Annotated in this window: 17 protein-coding genes and 1 pseudogene; 3 read left to right on the plus strand and 15 right to left on the minus strand. The window is 41.3% G+C overall.

Going from position 1 to position 17,860, the window contains the following annotated elements; translation table 11 throughout:
• Positions 1–33: 33 nt before the first annotated feature.
• Entirely contained in the window at positions 34–1,449 is a 1,416-nt protein-coding gene (locus tag KJS65_RS09250) for an LTA synthase family protein (protein ID WP_244864453.1), read from the minus strand.
• Between the two features lie 342 nt (positions 1,450–1,791).
• Between KJS65_RS09250 and KJS65_RS09255 the strand changes: the two genes are divergently transcribed.
• The gene (locus KJS65_RS09255; protein WP_213649564.1) at positions 1,792–3,348 is read left to right on the plus strand and encodes a sensor histidine kinase; all 1,557 of its coding nucleotides are present in this window, start codon (positions 1,792–1,794) and stop codon (positions 3,346–3,348) included.
• Positions 3,349–3,431: 83 nt separating this feature from the next.
• On the opposite strand, the gene KJS65_RS09260 is transcribed toward KJS65_RS09255, so the two are convergent.
• From KJS65_RS09260 to KJS65_RS09300, 9 genes and pseudogenes are all read right to left on the minus strand, one after another.
• Positions 3,432–3,716, minus strand: coding sequence for a hypothetical protein (locus KJS65_RS09260; protein WP_213649565.1), 285 nt, complete (start codon positions 3,714–3,716; stop codon positions 3,432–3,434).
• 47 nt (positions 3,717–3,763) lie between these two features.
• Positions 3,764–4,417, minus strand: a complete 654-nt coding sequence (locus KJS65_RS09265) for a deoxynucleoside kinase (protein WP_213649566.1) — start codon at positions 4,415–4,417, stop codon at positions 3,764–3,766.
• Positions 4,414–5,037 (minus strand): deoxynucleoside kinase, encoded by a 624-nt coding sequence (locus KJS65_RS09270; protein WP_213649567.1) that lies wholly within the window; start codon positions 5,035–5,037, stop codon positions 4,414–4,416. Before KJS65_RS09270 ends, KJS65_RS09265 begins: the two co-directional genes overlap by 4 nt.
• 150 nt (positions 5,038–5,187) lie before the next feature.
• Positions 5,188–6,282, minus strand: a complete 1,095-nt coding sequence (locus KJS65_RS09275; protein ID WP_213649568.1) for a glycosyl hydrolase family 95 catalytic domain-containing protein — start codon at positions 6,280–6,282, stop codon at positions 5,188–5,190.
• A 477-nt stretch (positions 6,283–6,759) separates the two neighbouring features.
• Positions 6,760–7,311 carry a hypothetical protein gene (locus tag KJS65_RS09280; RefSeq protein WP_213649569.1) on the minus strand — a complete coding sequence of 184 codons (552 nt, stop codon included), beginning with the start codon at positions 7,309–7,311 and terminating at the stop codon, positions 6,760–6,762.
• A 69-nt stretch (positions 7,312–7,380) separates the two neighbouring features.
• On the minus strand, positions 7,381–8,385 hold the full coding sequence (locus KJS65_RS09285) for a hypothetical protein (RefSeq protein WP_213649570.1): 1,005 nt from the start codon (positions 8,383–8,385) through the stop codon (positions 7,381–7,383).
• Positions 8,386–9,262: 877 nt separating this feature from the next.
• Positions 9,263–9,586, minus strand: a pseudogene (locus KJS65_RS09290) (transposase); the annotation flags it as partial.
• A complete protein-coding gene (locus KJS65_RS09295) occupies positions 9,549–9,770 on the minus strand; it encodes a glycoside hydrolase N-terminal domain-containing protein (RefSeq protein ID WP_213649571.1) in 222 nt (73 codons plus the stop codon). The gene KJS65_RS09295 and the pseudogene KJS65_RS09290, both read right to left, overlap by 38 nt.
• A 134-nt stretch (positions 9,771–9,904) precedes the next feature.
• The gene (locus KJS65_RS09300; RefSeq protein WP_213649572.1) at positions 9,905–10,576 is read right to left on the minus strand and encodes an FHA domain-containing protein; all 672 of its coding nucleotides are present in this window, start codon (positions 10,574–10,576) and stop codon (positions 9,905–9,907) included.
• A gap of 189 nt (positions 10,577–10,765) precedes the next feature.
• Here KJS65_RS09300 and pbp4 point away from each other — a divergent pair, with 189 nt between their 5' ends.
• Together pbp4 and pdxK are read left to right on the plus strand one after the other, a co-directional pair.
• Positions 10,766–12,793: a penicillin-binding protein PBP4(5) gene (gene pbp4, locus KJS65_RS09305; protein ID WP_213649573.1), complete on the plus strand. Its 2,028-nt coding sequence runs from the start codon at positions 10,766–10,768 to the stop codon at positions 12,791–12,793.
• 119 nt (positions 12,794–12,912) lie between these two features.
• Positions 12,913–13,725: a pyridoxine/pyridoxal/pyridoxamine kinase gene (gene pdxK / locus KJS65_RS09310; protein WP_213649574.1), complete on the plus strand. Its 813-nt coding sequence runs from the start codon at positions 12,913–12,915 to the stop codon at positions 13,723–13,725.
• A 105-nt stretch (positions 13,726–13,830) separates the two neighbouring features.
• On the opposite strand, the gene KJS65_RS09315 is transcribed toward pdxK, so the two are convergent.
• The 5 genes from KJS65_RS09315 to KJS65_RS09335 form a co-directional block, all read right to left on the minus strand.
• A complete protein-coding gene (locus KJS65_RS09315; protein WP_213649575.1) occupies positions 13,831–14,403 on the minus strand; it encodes a DUF1700 domain-containing protein in 573 nt (190 codons plus the stop codon).
• A complete protein-coding gene (locus KJS65_RS09320) occupies positions 14,403–14,738 on the minus strand; it encodes a PadR family transcriptional regulator (protein ID WP_244864569.1) in 336 nt (111 codons plus the stop codon). The genes KJS65_RS09315 and KJS65_RS09320 overlap by 1 nt, the downstream gene beginning before the upstream one ends.
• 165 nt (positions 14,739–14,903) lie before the next feature.
• Positions 14,904–15,722, minus strand: a complete 819-nt coding sequence (gene nadE / locus KJS65_RS09325) for an ammonia-dependent NAD(+) synthetase (protein ID WP_213649577.1) — start codon at positions 15,720–15,722, stop codon at positions 14,904–14,906.
• Between the two features lie 18 nt (positions 15,723–15,740).
• A complete protein-coding gene (gene nadD, locus KJS65_RS09330) occupies positions 15,741–16,355 on the minus strand; it encodes a nicotinate (nicotinamide) nucleotide adenylyltransferase (protein ID WP_213649578.1) in 615 nt (204 codons plus the stop codon).
• A 10-nt stretch (positions 16,356–16,365) separates the two neighbouring features.
• Positions 16,366–17,856 carry a nicotinate phosphoribosyltransferase gene (locus KJS65_RS09335; RefSeq protein ID WP_213649579.1) on the minus strand — a complete coding sequence of 497 codons (1,491 nt, stop codon included), beginning with the start codon at positions 17,854–17,856 and terminating at the stop codon, positions 16,366–16,368.
• Positions 17,857–17,860: the final 4 nt, after the last annotated feature.

Raw genomic sequence — 17,860 nt, forward strand, 5'->3', positions numbered from 1 at the left:
CATCCTAAAAGCCCATGAATATTTTTGAAAATCCTATTGTTTGTAATCCTCCCGGTAGGGTAGCTGCTTTGTATATTTATCCGACAGATTCATCCACTGAATGATATAGTCGTATTCCAGCCTGTAGCGCGCAATGTCTTTTATTGATTGGAACGTTTTGATTGATGTTGCTTTACCATCCATAAAACCATTTTTACCGGGTACAAAAAGGACATCATCATTAAAAAATGACCCTGTCGGCAAATAATAACGCATACCAACAATATTATGACCCACATTCAATAGATCATGACCAAATGCTGTAAATCCTTCACCCTTGAGATCAATCCCCATAATATTGGCAACTGTCGGGAGAATATCGACTTGTCCTCCAGTCCGATTAATTACTTTTCCGCTGAGCTGCTCAGGCAGATGAATAATAACAGGTACATTGAAGGTACTGATCTGTTTATGGTAGGGAATCCCAAGTGCCTTATTAATCTCCTTCGGATCATGATACTTTTTATGGAGGCCAAAATGGTCACCATAAACGATAAATACACTCTTATCCCACAGCCCCTCCTTTTTAAGTCCGTCAATAAAAGTCCCAAGGGCATAGTCTGCATAGTTTATTGCGACAAGATAGTTCTCCAGCCGACTATCACTCAATTTCTGAGGAAGCTGCAGCTTCCTTCTGTCTTTTGGTATCACAAAAGGAGAATGACTCGAAACGGTGATGAACTGACTATAGAATTTTTTTCGTTGCGTACCCAAAGCCTTTAGCTTGCTGACACCTACCCGGTACAACTCCTCATCCGAAGCTCCAAATTTATTGAATTTTTCTTGTTGAAAATACGGTCGATCATAATACGTATCAAATCCCAATGCCGGGTATAATTGATTCCGATTCCAAAAGCTCACATCATTGACGTGAAATGTGCTCGTTGTATAATTTCTGGTTTTCATCAGTCTTGCCATGCTCGAAAGCTTCCGGTTGCCGAATTTGGTTGACATGGGATTCGACCCGATCGGATAGATGGAGGTATTGCTTATAAACTCTGCATCCGAGGTATTCCCTATGCCGATTTGCTGAAATATATAAGGAAAATACAAGCTCTCCGTAGCGAGCTTATTCATAACCGGAGTCACTTCTTGACCCTGAATCGATGAATGCAGTACAAAATTTTGAATGGATTCAAACTGAACCATAATCAGATTGTAACCTCTCCCCACTCCAAAATAGGTCTTCCTGCCAGCAGCCTGATTTTGTTGATAGGGATAAGCTTGATTGAGATGATTATGTGTCTTCAAGATGATTTCTTTTTCTTTCAATTTCTTAATGGCAAGCTGTTTTTGAGGAGAATTGTGACTCTGTTCATTATCGTGACGTTGAAAATAGGCTACTACACATATGGCGGTTATAAGTATGAGAAGAATACCGGCAGTAATTTGAACTTTAATGCTACGCATGATCTTTCCTATCGCTCCCCTGATTAGGATTATGAGGGTCATATCCGTCATTATTTCCGTTACAGGATGCCCAAAGATGATTTCCAATAACCCAATTTGAAGGATTCAATCAATCAGCGCAGTTCAGAGCCATTACCCTTCTACATCCTTGTGAGACACAATGTAAGTGATAAATTATTAATAATCAGATATAGTGTATTTAAAGCTATGAATACATATTATGACTGGTATTTTTCAACATAACCATTATTGGTATCATGATTTTCGGTTTACACACCTTTCATTCCGTTCAATTTTCTTTGGCAGATAAATATATGAGTAGACAACTAAGGAGAACACAGGATGAAGAAACAAGGCAGGACGGTTTCAATCTCAGTGATATTTATCATTATTTTTATATTTGTAGTTACGAATGTAGCCTATTATTTTTTTACACAAAGGGCATTGATTGCTGAAGGTGATAAACGGCTGGATACGACTGCTGAATATGTTAAACAATACCTTGGCCAAGTGAAGGCTAACCATGAAAATGAGATTCATATCGTCTCGCAGCAAATGAAGACAACCTCTTCTCTCATTGTAAAAGACATTGGACCAAACTACTCTGATTTTGATCAGACGAAAATAGGTAATCTGGTCACTGATTTTGGAATAAAGTCATTAGAAATGATACCGAAGAAAGATCGGATGAACGTGAATGCTTTCGAGATCGGCAACCATGAATATCGTTATCAATATTCCACATCACAAATGGATTATGTTTTAGATTTTACCCAGGTAAACATATCGAAAGATAAATACGCTTACGTCAATGAGCATTTGGAAGAGCTGCGGGATAATCATGTTAACCTTTATCAAGGCAAACGAATTACCCTGGAGATATCATTGCTTCAAAAGCCGGAAAAAAACTTCGTCACCATACAGGACACGGAGGGCTATGGCACTTATCAATATTTGAATGATAACGATATTCCCGCCCTGAATAAGGCTGTAGATAAAGAATATGTTAGTTATATTGTTAAAGTAGGAAATATGAAGCTGGAAAAATACTTCATGCCCATTAAAATAGATCAACAAGTGTATATGATGTGCTTGATATCTGATTATCAAATTATGAAAAAGGTGCTCATGGATCAGGTTGTTTACTATGTGTATGCGATCGCTATAGGATCAGCAGTATTCTTGGTCTTATGTACACTTATCCTAAAGGTATTTAATAAGAATAAAGCGCAGGAAATTGCATTCGTACATGATAGTTATGAAAACAGCATGGAAACAATCAACTTAACGCTGAAGCAGCAAAGGCATGACTATAACAACACCATAGCCACGATCCGAGCTTTAGTGACGATGAAGCAATACGAGGGTTTGCATAAATACACTGAGGAATTAATGGATGACACGCTGGAGCTCAATGAACTTCTCCTTATTAATTGTCCTCCTTTAATGGCACTTTTACACACCAAACACAGATTCGCCCATCAGAAAGGTGTCGATTTTTACTACGAGATTTTAGATTTTAATTCAATACCGAATTTTAAGTATAAGACCAATGATTTGGTGAGGGTTTTGAGTAATCTCATTGACAACTCGTTTGATGCGGTTTTGAGAGCGAGCAATTCATCGGATGATTTTGTTCCTCAGATTTCCGTGATTGGTTATCTGGAAGGAGCTTTTTTAATCTTCACCGTGAGAAACAATGGTGACCAAATTCCGGATCATAAGCTAGAGCTAATCATGAAACCGGGATATACATCCAAAAGCAAAGGCTCTGGATTAGGATTATCCATCGTAAACATGATCCTAGATAAAAATAATGGCTATTTGACTTGTGACTCTAGTGAAGAGAGCACGACTTTTAACGCCTATTTTCAGGTTGAGAGACCCAATAATTGTTAACTAATTACGAATTCAAAAATCCCGCCGGGAGTTCCGGGCGGGATTTTACTACTTGCAGTATTTAAAATAAATGATTTTATTAATTAAAAGAAGTTAATGTACAGGACTGGGCCACCAATGCCCACAACCCATAGCATAGGAATTAAATTTATGAGGACCGCCGTACGAGTCTTCCGCTTATGCAGCACCCAGGCTATGATCGAACATGCGATTGCAACCAGTGGATATACGCCAATAATCGTGACCAGAGCGATAGCCCCGCCGCTGACCCCACTGTCAAATCCCATAAATGATATCCCCCAAATAAAGAGCCACGGTAAAACAAACAGCAAATAAATGATTTGGCTGATAATCATAAACGTCTTCATGAATCATCTCCTATGATTTCAAATATTCTAATCTTATCCGCTTTCCTTTATATTATCGCTGCAGAACTGCCAATTTTCTGTCCTACCAGCTTCAAAATATTAGACATAGACGCGGAGTCATGGACATCATAATCATCAATGTTCAAGCGCAGCACCGGACAAGCTTTAAATTCATTAATCCAGACCGAATACCTCTCGTGCATATGTTCCCAATAGGATACCTCTGTCTGAATCTCCATTTCACGCCCGCGTTCATTGATTCGGTTCAGAATGGATGGCAGACTGCCTTCAATATAAATGAGTACATCCGGATGAGGAAAGTACGGCGTCATAACCATAGCTTCAAACAGGCTCGAATACGTTTCATAATCCGTTTGGGTCATCGTTCCTTGATCCGCATGCATTTTAGCAAATATTCCGGTATCCTCATAAATCGAACGGTCCTGAACAAAGCCTCCACCCATTTCGAAAATCTTCTTTTGCTCTTTAAACCGCTCTGCTAGAAAATAGATTTGCAAATGAAAGCTCCAGCGCTCAAAATCATGATAAAACTTTTCCAGATACGGGTTATGGTCAACCTGCTCCAGCGAGGTTTTAAAGCCCAATTGCTCTGCCAGCGCGGCAGTTAATGTCGATTTGCCGACGCCAACGGTCCCTGCTACCGTAATAATTGCATGATCCGGGATATTATATTGATTCATACCATAAGCTCCTTTATATGAGAGGCGATCTCTTCAAAATGTTCTCTGTTCTCTACAAAATCGACGGTGTTCCCGTCAATCGTTATTATTCTTGTGCCTGGTTCACGGATTGCAAGCGATGCCATCGCAGCTTCATAATCTTCGATTAATTGCTGTAAATAATTCTGGTCGATGTCTTCTTCAAAAGAGCGGCCCCGTTTGGCAATTCGTTTTAAGAGTGTATCGAGATCTGCTCTAATATAAAATATAATGTTCGGCTTCGGCAGATCATCCGTCAAGACATGGAAAATCTCCCGGTATTTTTCCCGTTCGGTCCCCTTCAGGGTTCTATCGCTAAAAATTAGATTCTTATAAATGTGATAATCCGAGATGACAGGCTTTCCTTTATCAATAAACTCGCTTACCGTTTCTTTAAGCTGCTTGTAACGATTGCAGAGAAAGAACATCTCGAGTTGAAAGCTCCAATCATCCATGTTCTGATAAAATTTATCGATAAACGGGTTTTCTTCTACGATTTCCTTGATAACAGGAAACTTCAATTGGTCCGCGAGCATCGAAGCCAGCGTTGTTTTCCCTGCTCCGATCGGACCTTCAACTGCAATAAATGGTACATGTTCCATTGATGCTGATTTCCTCCCCCGATGCTTTTAAAAAAAAGACTAACTTATTGTATCACTTGCATTCGTTTTCTCATAGTAAAAAACACTCCATTAAATAAATGCCCTCAGGAGCGCATCCTGGGGCATTTATTGCTGAATGTGATATCCACCTTATTTCATTGGGAAATAAACTTCTCCCGCAGTAGTTCCGAATTCTTTCAGTTGATCATTCCATTTGACTTTGCACAGGTTGCCCTGAAGCGATATGATTCTGCATTCTTTTATTTCTCCATCCTTCCACTGCAGATCGACTTCGAAACCTCCGCGCGCTCTCAGTCCCTTTACCAATCCGTCCCTCCATTCCGGAGGAAGAGCAGGCAGCAGCTCCAGAACTCCGGTGTGGCTTTGCACCAGCATTTCGGCAATTCCTGCCGTACCTCCAAAATTACCGTCGATTTGAAACGGAGGATGGTTATCAAATAAATTAGGCAGCGTGGAGAACTTCAGCAGGCTTTCCAGATTGATGTGAGCTTGTGCCCCATTTCTCAGACGGCACCAGAAATTGATAATCCACGCCCTGCTCCATCCCGTATGCCCCCCGCCATGTGATAAGCGGTACTCCAGTGTTTTTTGTGCTGCTATCATATATTCTGAAGAAGACTCAAAGGTATATTGTGATCCAGGATACAGGCCATACAAATGCGAAATATGCCGATGTCCGGGCTCTACTTCCTCCACATTTTCACACCATTCCAGAAGTCTTCCGTCGGTCCCGATCCCCGGCATGGCCAATTCTCTCATCACATCCGACACTTGAACAATAAAGTCATCCGTTATATTTAATAACGCAGCCGCTTCGATGACATTGACGAACACCTCATGAATAATTTGCTGGTCCATTGCCGGAGCCATGCATAAGCCGATTTTAGCTCCTTCGGGTGAAAAGTACATATTTTCGGGTGAAGAAGAAGGCCCGGATACCCATAAACCCGACTCAGGATGTCTGACTAACCAGTCCAGGAAAAAAAGTGCCGCTTCCTTCAGAATGGGATATGCTCGCTCTCTCAGGAAGGCTTTATCCCCCGTAAAACGATAGTATTCCATAAAGTCACGGACGCACCACCCCGCTCCCATCGGCCACATGCCATAGCTGATCCTGCCAAGCGGTGCTGTAAACAGCCAAGCATCCGTCGTATAATGCGCAACAAAACCGCGGCAGCCATACACCTCAGAAGCGGTCTTTCTTCCCAGTTCGGAAACTAACACCGTCTGGTTACAAATTCTTAGTAAGGGAAATTAAAATGAAGATTGTAATTGAAATACCTAAACTAAATACTGCAATGGAGAAGTTGTTGATTATATCGGGGGTTTAAAAGATGACCAAAGTAAAGATGAAAAGATAAAGCTCTCTTAAAGTTGTCAATGATATCCTAGATAAGTTTGGTGTAAAACCAAGTCCACAAGAATAAGAAATTGATCAGCACTGTTATTGAAGAAGGTATAACTTATTTTGAAAAGAAACAAAATAAATAATCCAATCCATGTAAAAAAGTGTGCATAAAGTCCTGTTTTATGCAGAATTTCATATCAAAAAACCCTTTGTTTATAAGGGTTTTACATCTAATCTAATAATAATAACGAATGACGGCAATTATTTTAGTGAATAAATAAGCACTGAAAAATTCTGAAGAAGATACATTGAATGGAAGTTCAGTCATTGTTTTATATGAATATATTGAATTACTATTCTTTATTTACGTTAATCTGTTCTGTAATATATTGTAATATTTGAGACGAACCAAAATTCACCATATCTCTACCTCCAATAGCATGGGCAAATAATAGTACTTTATTATCAATGGGATAGTAGTCAATATTAAGATAGAAGTCTGAGTTTCCTTTTATTCGCGGTTTATTAGGAAAATCAACAAATCCTGCAATAAAAATATGCTTTTCAGTATAACCATTTATACCAGGATTTTTAGGAATTATCATAGTGGACGTAGCAAATTGACCTGATCCAGGATTCTTAATAATTGATCCGAAATTTGTTTCCTTCCAAATACCAAAACCGTAATTCGCAGCTCCAATAATCCCCAGTTTATTAGAATCAACACAAAGAAGGACTTTTGTTAAATGATTCGAATCTATCGAATATCCTTCGCTTGCAATAACATCTCTAGCTGAGAAGTCATTTTTGTTTAACATTGCAGAATAACTAAATCGAGTAAAATAAAAGAAAAGAACAAAAAAAACTAATATGAAGACACAAATAACACTGATTACCTTTTTCATAGTACCTCCTTTAAAGAAGGCAATGTTACGTTTTTTGAAGCACTTCGTAACATTGCCTAATATCATAACTTAGTATATGACTTGAGTTGGGAGTGTAATATAAGGAGTAGCAACAATATAATTCTGGGTTTTATCATGGTTATAGTAAATATACTGACTAATGATCGATTCTTTTTGAGCAGAAGGATTTATATATGCATCAATTGCTTTTTCGATATTAGCATAATTCTCTGCATAATCAACAACTTTCTTGCTTGTTCCGTCTGAGAATGTAGTTGCACTAGAAGTTCCAGCATTCAGAATACCAGAAAAAACATAAGTTGTGGACAGATCGACTTTATTGGAAACAAAGGTTAGGTTTGCATAATTATCCGCTTGTCCATCTTTTTTAACATATGTGTAACAGTAAGTTGATAGACCAGAATAATTCATTGTACTTCTATTTACAGTAGCATTAGATATGTTCGTATTATACAAAAGCTCATAAGGCAACCAACCTGCGACAGGAATTTTTGCAATTACCGCTCCTACCAATTTTTGAGCGTAAATATTTGCAAGATTAACGCCCAAATCCTTGAGAAAGACACCTGTTGAACTGCTATAAAATTGTTTACCATCACCCGAGATGTATAGATTAGTTTTTGGCCCGACAGCTTGAGCGTAAAGGTTCTGTACCGCGTAAGTTACTCCACTACGGACTGAGGTATATCTGTATTCATACCAATTTACATTCCCATTACTCGGGGGAACTACAACTTTTGGATTAGTAACATTTTCATTAACATAATTTGTTTGAACTTCATTGGGTGTCAATTTCTTCACACCAAGTGATTCTAATTCATTTTCTAATGAAGCCATTTTACTACCGTCATCTGCCACTAATGATTTATTATTCATTTCATCCAATTTTATAGATGTCATTTCGTCCATGATCTGATTAATTTGCTGCAGTGTTGATTCAATTTCTTGATTTGATTTGATCTCAGAACTTTGATCTGGTGAAGCTGATACGACTGAACTTAAGCTTGATAATAACATGATCGACAGTGTTAGAGAAAACAGTTTCTTTAACATTTTTTGTATCCTCCCTTAATTTATATTCCTATACGAATGGACTTTTTATGTACACCTATTAAGAGCTTATAAGTAACACCTCCACCTATTAACTTTTTTGAAATCAGGTTTATGAGCTCGGCCTAAGAATAGTCAACCCTGATTCAATAGATATAAGTGAATTTTTTAGAGAATATAAATCTCTCAAAAAACACTTATACTTATATAACACGCGAATCTAAAAAGTTTGTATTTTAATATAAATTTTTTCCTGTTTTTGTCGGTAAATGAATATGGTGCCTATTAAACTATTTACATTCATACTAGTCCAAATCCTTACAGGGACAACTGTATAGATTAACTGAACAACAAAATAGCCTTCCCCAACATGTCCTAAAGTCATGCTATGATTGCATATTGTTTCAGAGTTCCAAGTCGAAGTACTGATCTACATTTTAATAAAGTTAGTTTTGGCGCTCTTTTTAACTCACTAACATCATGTAGGTGTGGACATTTTGCTTCTACTGCCTAATGATAAACATATGACGACATCAAAGGTAATTGACTATTTTGAGGTTAATGTAGAAGTTATTAATATGACTGTTAAAGGGCATCGTGACGAATTAGAATCAGACGGAATAGAAGTTTAAAAGCGGTCATGAGCTAAGAGAATATAAGGAAAAAATACGTGTACTAAATGTACACCTATCTGCTAGATCAAGTTTGATGGTGCTGTGCTCCGATTAGGAATGCTTTTACATGATAGCGAAGTAGCAAAACAAATTAGATTAATATTGTGTCGTTTTAACTCCGACAACATGTCGGTATAAGTTTTGGGTCTGTCAATATTTTTGTGTAAACTCCTTTCAAGCAACCCCCCCGAGGGGGGATTTGGAATTCAACGTAAATAGTTACTGATCCGATCCGGAAAGAAGACGGAAAACTGGAGCAGCATTTGTCCCCAATTCTGGACACGGCCTGTCCATTTGCGGGTGACATCCATCGTAGCTAGGTAGAGCATCTTGAGCAGAGACTCGTCGGTAGGAAAGATGCTCTTTCCTTTCGTCACCTTGCGAATCTCAGGCGGATACTTAAAAAACGTTGAGAGTTCCCCCCAGTTATTACGCCATGAACGGATAATAAGCGGATACTTAGCACCCCAAACCTCCTCGAATCGGTCTAGCTCAAGCAGAGCTCCTTCCTCGGTGGCTGCTTTGTAGATCTACAGGTGGGCCTGCCCAGATGGATTCCTCGTTAATTTGGATTCGATCTACCGGAATATTCGCGAAAACCATACCTCCTAGTCTTCCATTGCCAACAGGCAGTGCCCGGTTCCAATCCGAATTCTCTTTTGCTGCTGGAAGTGTGGAAGGCTGGTCATACCACAGCTTTAATTTAGCGCCCATTCATCTGCACCCTCTCATTTGTATATTTACCGTTTGTAATAGCCGCAATTGCCTATTATGCTTTCGTCATCAAACGACGTTTTCCTCTGAAACCAAAAAAAGGACCCTCAAGGGTCCTCTTCATGCTGCTGAATTCAACTCACATCTCTCTTCATAAATACGCCTTTTTTGTAGACGGATTTAATAATGAAGCTGGAACCCAGCTTTTTGTTAGTCCGGTAAATGAGCGAGTTGACTTCATCTATGCCGACGAGCTCGGTATTATCCATACATCTCTCCGGCCATACATGCTGCATAATCTCCTCTTTGGTAACAAAATGGTCCAGGCGGCTGTGCAGCAGCTTAAACAACTGATACTCCTTTTTAGACAGCGTAATATGATCGTTGTCTACCAGAATGGTCTGCAAATGATCATTCAATCGCACCTCTCGGACCAGCAGATCAGAAATCAAATATTCCCGTGTCTCTTCAAGGTCACTGCTTATCTCTAACTGAAGACCCACGAGTCCATTAACCAGAGTCAAACTGTCTTCGAATGCAAAAAGGTATTTCTGATGTGGTACCAGACGATGGCCATTAAGCTCTGTGCCATTTTTACTGCCCAGATCCTCTACATATATTTCATTATGTACACGGTGAACGCAGCAGTGCTGCTTGGATACAAGCTGATTATAGATGGACAGAACAGCATGATCCATACCTGTATGTCTGCCGATGGTAATGCTCTTCCCCTGTTCCAGATAGTGAAATGAACCATGACCTTTCTGGCCGGCTGTATCTACCACGATTTTTATGATATCCGGCATTATGAATCTCTCACTTTCTTTTCACATTGATAATTTCTGATGATAGCTGTGCCAAAACTGATAACTTCATCAGATTCATTCCATTGTTTGCTTACACGCAAGATTTTATAGTTATACATGGAATGGATCGTTATCTCTTCAACTATATTAACAGTTTGTGAATTAACTTTCAAAAGCGAGGTTATCAAAGTGAAGCCAAAACAAATGGTGATGTACGGTGTACTCTCTTTCCTGGCTGCCAGCGTTCTGGCTTTATATGTGTATTTTTTTGGCCGGCTAGATGAGCAATCACCGAATGAAACCGTACAGACATATATGCTCAGTTTACGGAATCAGGATTATGAACAATTATATGACCTTATGTCCACGGAATCGTTGGAACAATCAGAATTATCGCGTGAACAGTTCATCCAGAAATACAAATCTATTTTTGAAGGCATGGGTGTAACCAAGATTGAAGTGAACGCAGGAACGCCGATCAGGCTGGAAGATTCATCAAACTATATGCTGAACTATTCGGCTGTCTTAAACACATGGATCGGTGAAATCCACGAGAAGTATCAATTAATCCTGACCCAGGAAAAAAGAGATAAGGGCAAGCCTTGGAAAATACAGTGGATGCCCTCCCTCATCCTCCCCGATATGGCTGCAGGGGATAAAGTAAGCGTCAAGGTACTGAAGCCTGAACGAGGTGAGATAACAGATCGTGACGGGTATGCTCTTGCTGCTGGAGGTACGGCCTATGAATGGGGAATCACACCTTCGAAATTGGGCGGGGATCCTGATGTAGCTATCCGAAAAATCAGTGACTATTTTCATATACCCGTAGATGTGATAAAAAAGAAGCTTGCCCAGAAATGGGTTAAACCTGAATATTTTGTGCCTGTCATGAATATAGACGACCCCCAGATTCCGGATGACCTGCCTGGGGTATCCATCCATACCAAAGAAGTACGTTCGTACCCGCTTGGCGAGGCTGCAGCTCATCTGACCGGTTATGTCAGGCAAGTAACGCAGGAAGATTTGCAAAAAGATAAAGAAGGCTACTATAAAGCAGATGACTGGATCGGTAAATCGGGGTTGGAGCAATCTATGGAAAACCAGCTCCGGGGTCAAAAAGGTGGAATCATTGAAGTAATCAATGAACACGGCAAAAGAAAATCAATCATCGCACAAAAGCCCGCAGTAAATGGTCAGACGCTCAAACTGACAATCCGTTCGGAAGTACAACAAGCGTTATACGATACATTGTCCGGCGACGCCGGGGCAGCCGTTATGATGGATCCGGTTCATGGAGATCTCTTGGCACTTGTGAGTACGCCTTCCTATAATCCTAATAAAATGGTCAGAGGACTATCCCAGACTGAATGGGATTCGTATTCCCAGGACCCCACCCTCCCTTTTTTCAACCGTTTTACGAACCGCTACGCCCCTGGCTCCGTTTTTAAAGCAGTCACGGCGGCAGCCGGCTTAACCGAAAAGGTTACCACGCCGGAAAAATCGCATCACATTCAGGGCTTGCACTGGCGCAAAGATGACAGCTGGGGCGGTTATTATGTCACCCGTGTCAAAGATGCTGCGAGTGTAAACATGGTGGATGCCCTTGTATACTCGGATAATATCTACTTTGCCCAGGAAGCGTTGGAAATGGGAAGCCAAAAATTTATTGATGGTATCCGTAAATTCGGGTTTGGGGAAAATTTCAACCTGGCTCCCCTTTATCTCAAACCAAGCCAGTATGCAAATAAGAATCACTTGAGTCTGGACTCCGAGGTTTTGCTTGCCGACACTTCCTATGGTCAAGGAGAAATGCTGATGTCACCCATCCATTTGGCAGCTTCTTTTACTCCTTTTGTTAACGAGGGCAATATGATGATGCCTATACTTTTTGCAAATCAGAAAGAAAAGGTACCTGTTCAGCAAATCATCACACCTGAAGTCGCGAACACCGTTAAAAGCTCACTATCCCAGGTAGTAAAGCGTTCGAGCGGGACAGCCCATGCCCTTTCCTCTGCAAAACGGAATCTTGCTGCGAAAACAGGAACAGCCGAGCTGAAATCAAAAAAAGGTGAAGCCGGGCAGGAAAACGGATTTTTGGTTGCTTTCGACCTCGATTCCTCTTCCTATCTGCTTACCGCTCTTGTTGAGAACGTTAACGGCAGAGGCGGCAGTCATTACGTCGTGAATAAGCTTCGTCCTTTTTTAGAAAAATACTAAGTAATTGTATGCTTTGATGAATTTTTGTTTCAAAAAAACTACCTGAAAGTCGATTTTCTGGTATAATCAACTCAATTTGAAAGTTACATAATTCATTGCAGGAAAAGAGGAATTCGATCGTGTCTAAAATCATTAAGACCTTAACTATTGCCGGAAGCGACTCTAGCGGGGGCGCAGGCATTCAAGCCGATCTCAAAACATTTGAAGAGTACGGCACTTATGGCTTCAGCGCATTAACTACCATTGTGACGATGGATCCGGACAACAGCTGGCATCACAATGTCTATCCTGTGGATGCCGCCCTCGTTGCTGAGCAGCTCAAGACGATTTTCGCTGGCGGTCCTGTAGACGCCATGAAAACGGGTATGCTCGGCAGTGTTGAGATCGTCCGTGTCGCAGAAAAAGCGATCAAGGATAACCATCAGAACAATGTGGTAATAGATCCGGTGATGGTCTGTAAAGGGGAAGATGAAGTATTGAATCCGGATAGCGCTGATGCCATTCGTGATTTGCTCCTTCCGCTTGCGACAGTGGTAACACCAAATTTATTTGAGGCTGGCGTACTTTCCGGTCTTGGCAAACTGACTTCTATTGAAGATATGAAAAAAGCTGCGAGCCGGATTCATGAGCTTGGAGCCAAAAATGTCGTCGTTAAAGGCGGTAAAGCTCTGGATGGCGAGAAAGCAATCGACGTTTTCTATGACGGCAGTGAATTCACTGTGTTGGAATCAACCAAAATCGAGCCAGCCTATAATCATGGCGCTGGCTGCACTTTCGCCGCAGCCATTACCGGAGGTTTGGCAAACGGATTGCCGGTGAGTGAAGCCGTTGCCAAGGCAAAGGATTTTGTATCGGCAGCGATTCGCAACGGCTATCAATTTAATGAGTATGTTGGTCCTGTCTTTCATGGCGGGTACCGCCTGGAGAAGTAATATAATCAACCATTGATCTGTCTTTTGCGCAGATTACGACAAAGCCTCCTTCAATCATGAAGGAGGCTTTGTTATACTGTTGGGTACAAGATAGGCTACCCCGATCTATTCATAACCCACCTTATGGCTGCCGGGCAATGAACGTCTGTACTGCTCAGACAGGAATGCAAGGTATTTCTTTAAACCTTTCCAGCTGAAATAAGCAATTCCTCCGACAATAGCTCCTAACACAACCGAAAACACCATGCTGTACTCGGCCGGTATTTCCATCCCTGGGCCAAGATTCATACTGATCCAGGTGGCTCCGAATGTTCGGAGAATGCCTCCAAGGATAATTAAAATTGTAGAAAAACCAAAGCCATAGGCAACTGTAGCCAATATCGGTATAACCATGATGCTAAGCAGGCCCGTGGTACAATAAAATCCAATCATAGACAGAACATCTTTAAATGATTTCACATTATTAAGCCCTGCCATGTGCTCACTTCGATATGCCTTAGCTAACTTTCGTGGATCCCCCAGACGTGACAGAATTACGGTTTCCGGCTGCCCATTCGCGATTCCCTCCGCAATATGGCTTTCAATTTCCATAACGGCATCCATTCTTTCTGCATCCGGCATTTTCTCTAAATATTGGTTTAACTTCTCCAAATACGACCTTCCATAAGAACTAATCATTAATTTTCTCCTCCAAATAACTGAATATGCCCTACTGCACTGCTGATTTTATTCCATTCCACCGACATCATTTCCATCAAGTTACGTCCGGAAGATGTCAGGCTGTAATACTTCCGTGGTGGTCCAGACTCTGATTCCTTCCAGAACGATTCTATATAATTATCTTTAAGCAGTCTGCGAAGCAGCGGATACAACGTACCTTCCGTTATCGCAAGCGGTTCCCAGCGATCAAGCAAAGTTACAAGCTCATATCCATATCTGGGCTCCTTGCCAATAAGCTGCAATATACAATATTCCAAGATTCCTCTGCGAACCTGAGAAGTCCATTCTGACATTTCCACATTGGTAAGCCCCTTTCGGTATTATAATACCACCTAGTACTGTGCAATGCAAGGTACTTGGTGATATATATCAACATTTCAATTAATCCGTGTGAAATTCCCATAAAAAAAGAAGCCTGGATGCGTCTCGCAACCTGGCTTCCTTCTTAGATCTGCTGATTATTTCCACCATTCATCAAATGGTGTCACCGGCAGCTCGCGTTTATGTTGAGTGTTCCTAAAGCGTTTTTCGATATTCGCTTGATCTTCCGGATCCACTTTATTTCCAACCAAATACTCGTCAATCACGTTATACTCCATGCCCAGCTCGGTTTCATCCGCTTGTTGCGGTTTGTTATCCAGGAGATCCGCGGTTGGAGTTTTCAGATATAACCGCTCAGCGGCATCTAATTCTTGCAGCAGCTCTCGTCCTTGTCTTTTGGTCAGCCCGGTAAGTGGAATGATATCTGCTCCCCCATCCCCGAATTTTGTGAAAAAGCCTGTTAACGCTTCCGCTGCATGGTCTGTTCCTACGACTAAACACTGACGTTCCCCTGCAATGGCATACTGAGCAATCATGCGCATTCTGGCTTTGACATTGCCCTTATGATAATCAGGTAGTTTGCCTTTCGTCGTATCCATGTAGGTTTGGGCAAATGCATTTACGGCGTTTTCAATATTGAAATCAAAAGCCTCATCCGGCTTAATAAAAGCCAAAGCCTCCTGAGCATCGTCTTCATCCCGTTGAATACCAAAAGGCAGACGAACCGCATAGAACGTTGCTTCATAGCCCTCCGCCCGCAGTTCTTCAGCAGCAAGCTGCGACAGTCTTCCAGCGAGCGTAGAGTCCTGCCCGCCGCTAATCCCCAATACAAAGCCTTTCGCACCTGCTTTTTTGCAATAAGCTTTTAGAAAGTCAATACGGCTGCGGATTTCCTCCTTTGCATGAATGACTGGCTTTACATTCAAAGCTTTTATGTTTTGTTCTTGTGTATTCATCTCTGCACACTCTCCCTGTTACTTATATAATTGATTTGTATGAATATACTCATAGCATCTGTCAGGTACCAAATATCGGGGTTCTCCCCCTTTTTTAAACTCATCACGGATATAACTTGAACTGATTTCCATGGCTAAACCCTTATCGATCAGATGAAATGTGTGCCCATCATCCGCATTGCGCAAAATAGGTGATTTACTGATGGCAGAGAGCATATTGATACCATCCCTCGCCATCACGATAAACTTATTTTCCTCAATCAGCTCTTGGGACTTTTTCCATTTCTCTTCGCCAATATCAAGCAGTAAATCGGCTCCCATAATAAAGCTAATTTCATCTTCCGGAAATTTTTCTTTGAAATGCTTGAGTGTTAAATACGTAGCGATTTCCCACCCAACCTGCTTCATTTCATAATCGTCAGCAACGAACTTATCATTGCCCTCGATGGCCATCAAAATCATGTTCCAGCGATGCTCGTCACTAATATTCATGTTTTTGTCAGGTCTTTTGCTGGAGCAAGGCAGGAAGATCACCTGATTCAGCTTGCAGCGGTGCGCAACCGTGCTGGCAGTCCAGAGATGAACGTTCGTAATTGGATCAAAGGATGAACCGTATATTCCGATTTTAGCCATATTGGCCTCCTTATACTTGAATCCGCTGATTCACTTTCTGCTGTATTTCCGCGATCAGCTTCATTTTGTTATCCCAGCAATCTTGGCTTAAGTTTACCGGATATTCAGCCGGATTCATCAATCTTTTATATTCATCCCACAGCACATTCAAGTTCTCATTCACAAATGCTTTAATTTCTTGCAAGGCAGGTATCGCATACACCAATTCACCGTTCTCAAAAATGGTATGGTGGAGTTCTTTGGCTTCAAAATTAGTAACGAACTTCGCAATATACGTATGAACCGGATGGAACATTTTTAGACATTCTTGGTTCTGCGGTTCCTCATTTTCTAAAGCAATGTAGTCTCCTTCCGATTTCCGATTGGTCTTATTGATGATGCGGAACACTCTTTTTCGTCCAGGTGTTGATATTTTTTCCGGATTCGAACTGATCTTAATGGTATCCACCATGTCTCCATTCTCAGTTTCAATGGAAATCAGTTTGTAGACAGCACCCAGAGCAGGTTGATCATACGCTGTAATCAGTTTCGTACCTACACCCCAGACATCAATTTTGGCCCCCTGCGCTTTCAGGTTCAAAATGGTCTGTTCATCGAGATCATTCGATGCATATATCTTTGCATTTGTAAAACCTGCCTCATCCAGCATTTTTCTTGCTTCTTTAGATAAATAAGCAAGATCTCCGCTATCCAAACGAATACCCTTAAAGTTTATTTGATTTCCGAATTCTTTGGCAACTTCAATAGCAGTCGGAACTCCAGACCGGAGCGTGTCATACGTATCCACCAGGAATACGCAATCCGTGTGGCACTCGGCATATTTATGAAAGGCGGTATATTCATCCCGGTAAGCCTGAACCATGGCATGGGCATGTGTCCCCGCAGTAGGAATGCCGAAGAGTTTACCTGCCCGCATGTTCGATGTTGCATCAAAACCGGCAAGATAAGCAGCTCTCGTGCCCCAAATTGCAGCGTCCATTTCTTGTGCCCGCCGAGTGCCAAACTCCATCGTTGTCTCCTGACCGACGACCTGCTTAATCCGGGAAGCTTTGGTTGCAATAAGGGTTTGATAATTTACGATATTGAGGATGGCTGTTTCAATCAGCTGCGCTTCCGCCAGTGGAGCTTCAATTCGCATAATCGGTTCATTGGCAAAAACCAATTCCCCTTCTCGCATGGAGCGGACCGTCCCGGTAAACCGAAGCGATGCCAAATATTCAAGGTAGTCATCACCATATCCGTCTTCTCTTAAAAATGCCAAGTCGCTGCCCGTAAAACGAAATTCATGAAGATAACGGATAACCCGTTCCAATCCCGCAAAAATCGCATACCCATTCTGAAATGGAATTTTTCTGAAGTAGACTTCGAAAACAGCCTTGCGCTCATGAATTTGATCTCTCCAATATGCCTGCGTCATGTTGATCTGGTATTTATCCGTATGAAGTGCGAGACTGTCATCTGCATAGGGAGTCTCTGGTATTTGAATCGTTCGGTTTGTCATAGTC

The sequence above is a fragment of the Paenibacillus sp. J23TS9 genome, from assembly GCF_018403225.1.
Classification (GTDB): domain Bacteria; phylum Bacillota; class Bacilli; order Paenibacillales; family Paenibacillaceae; genus Paenibacillus_AQ.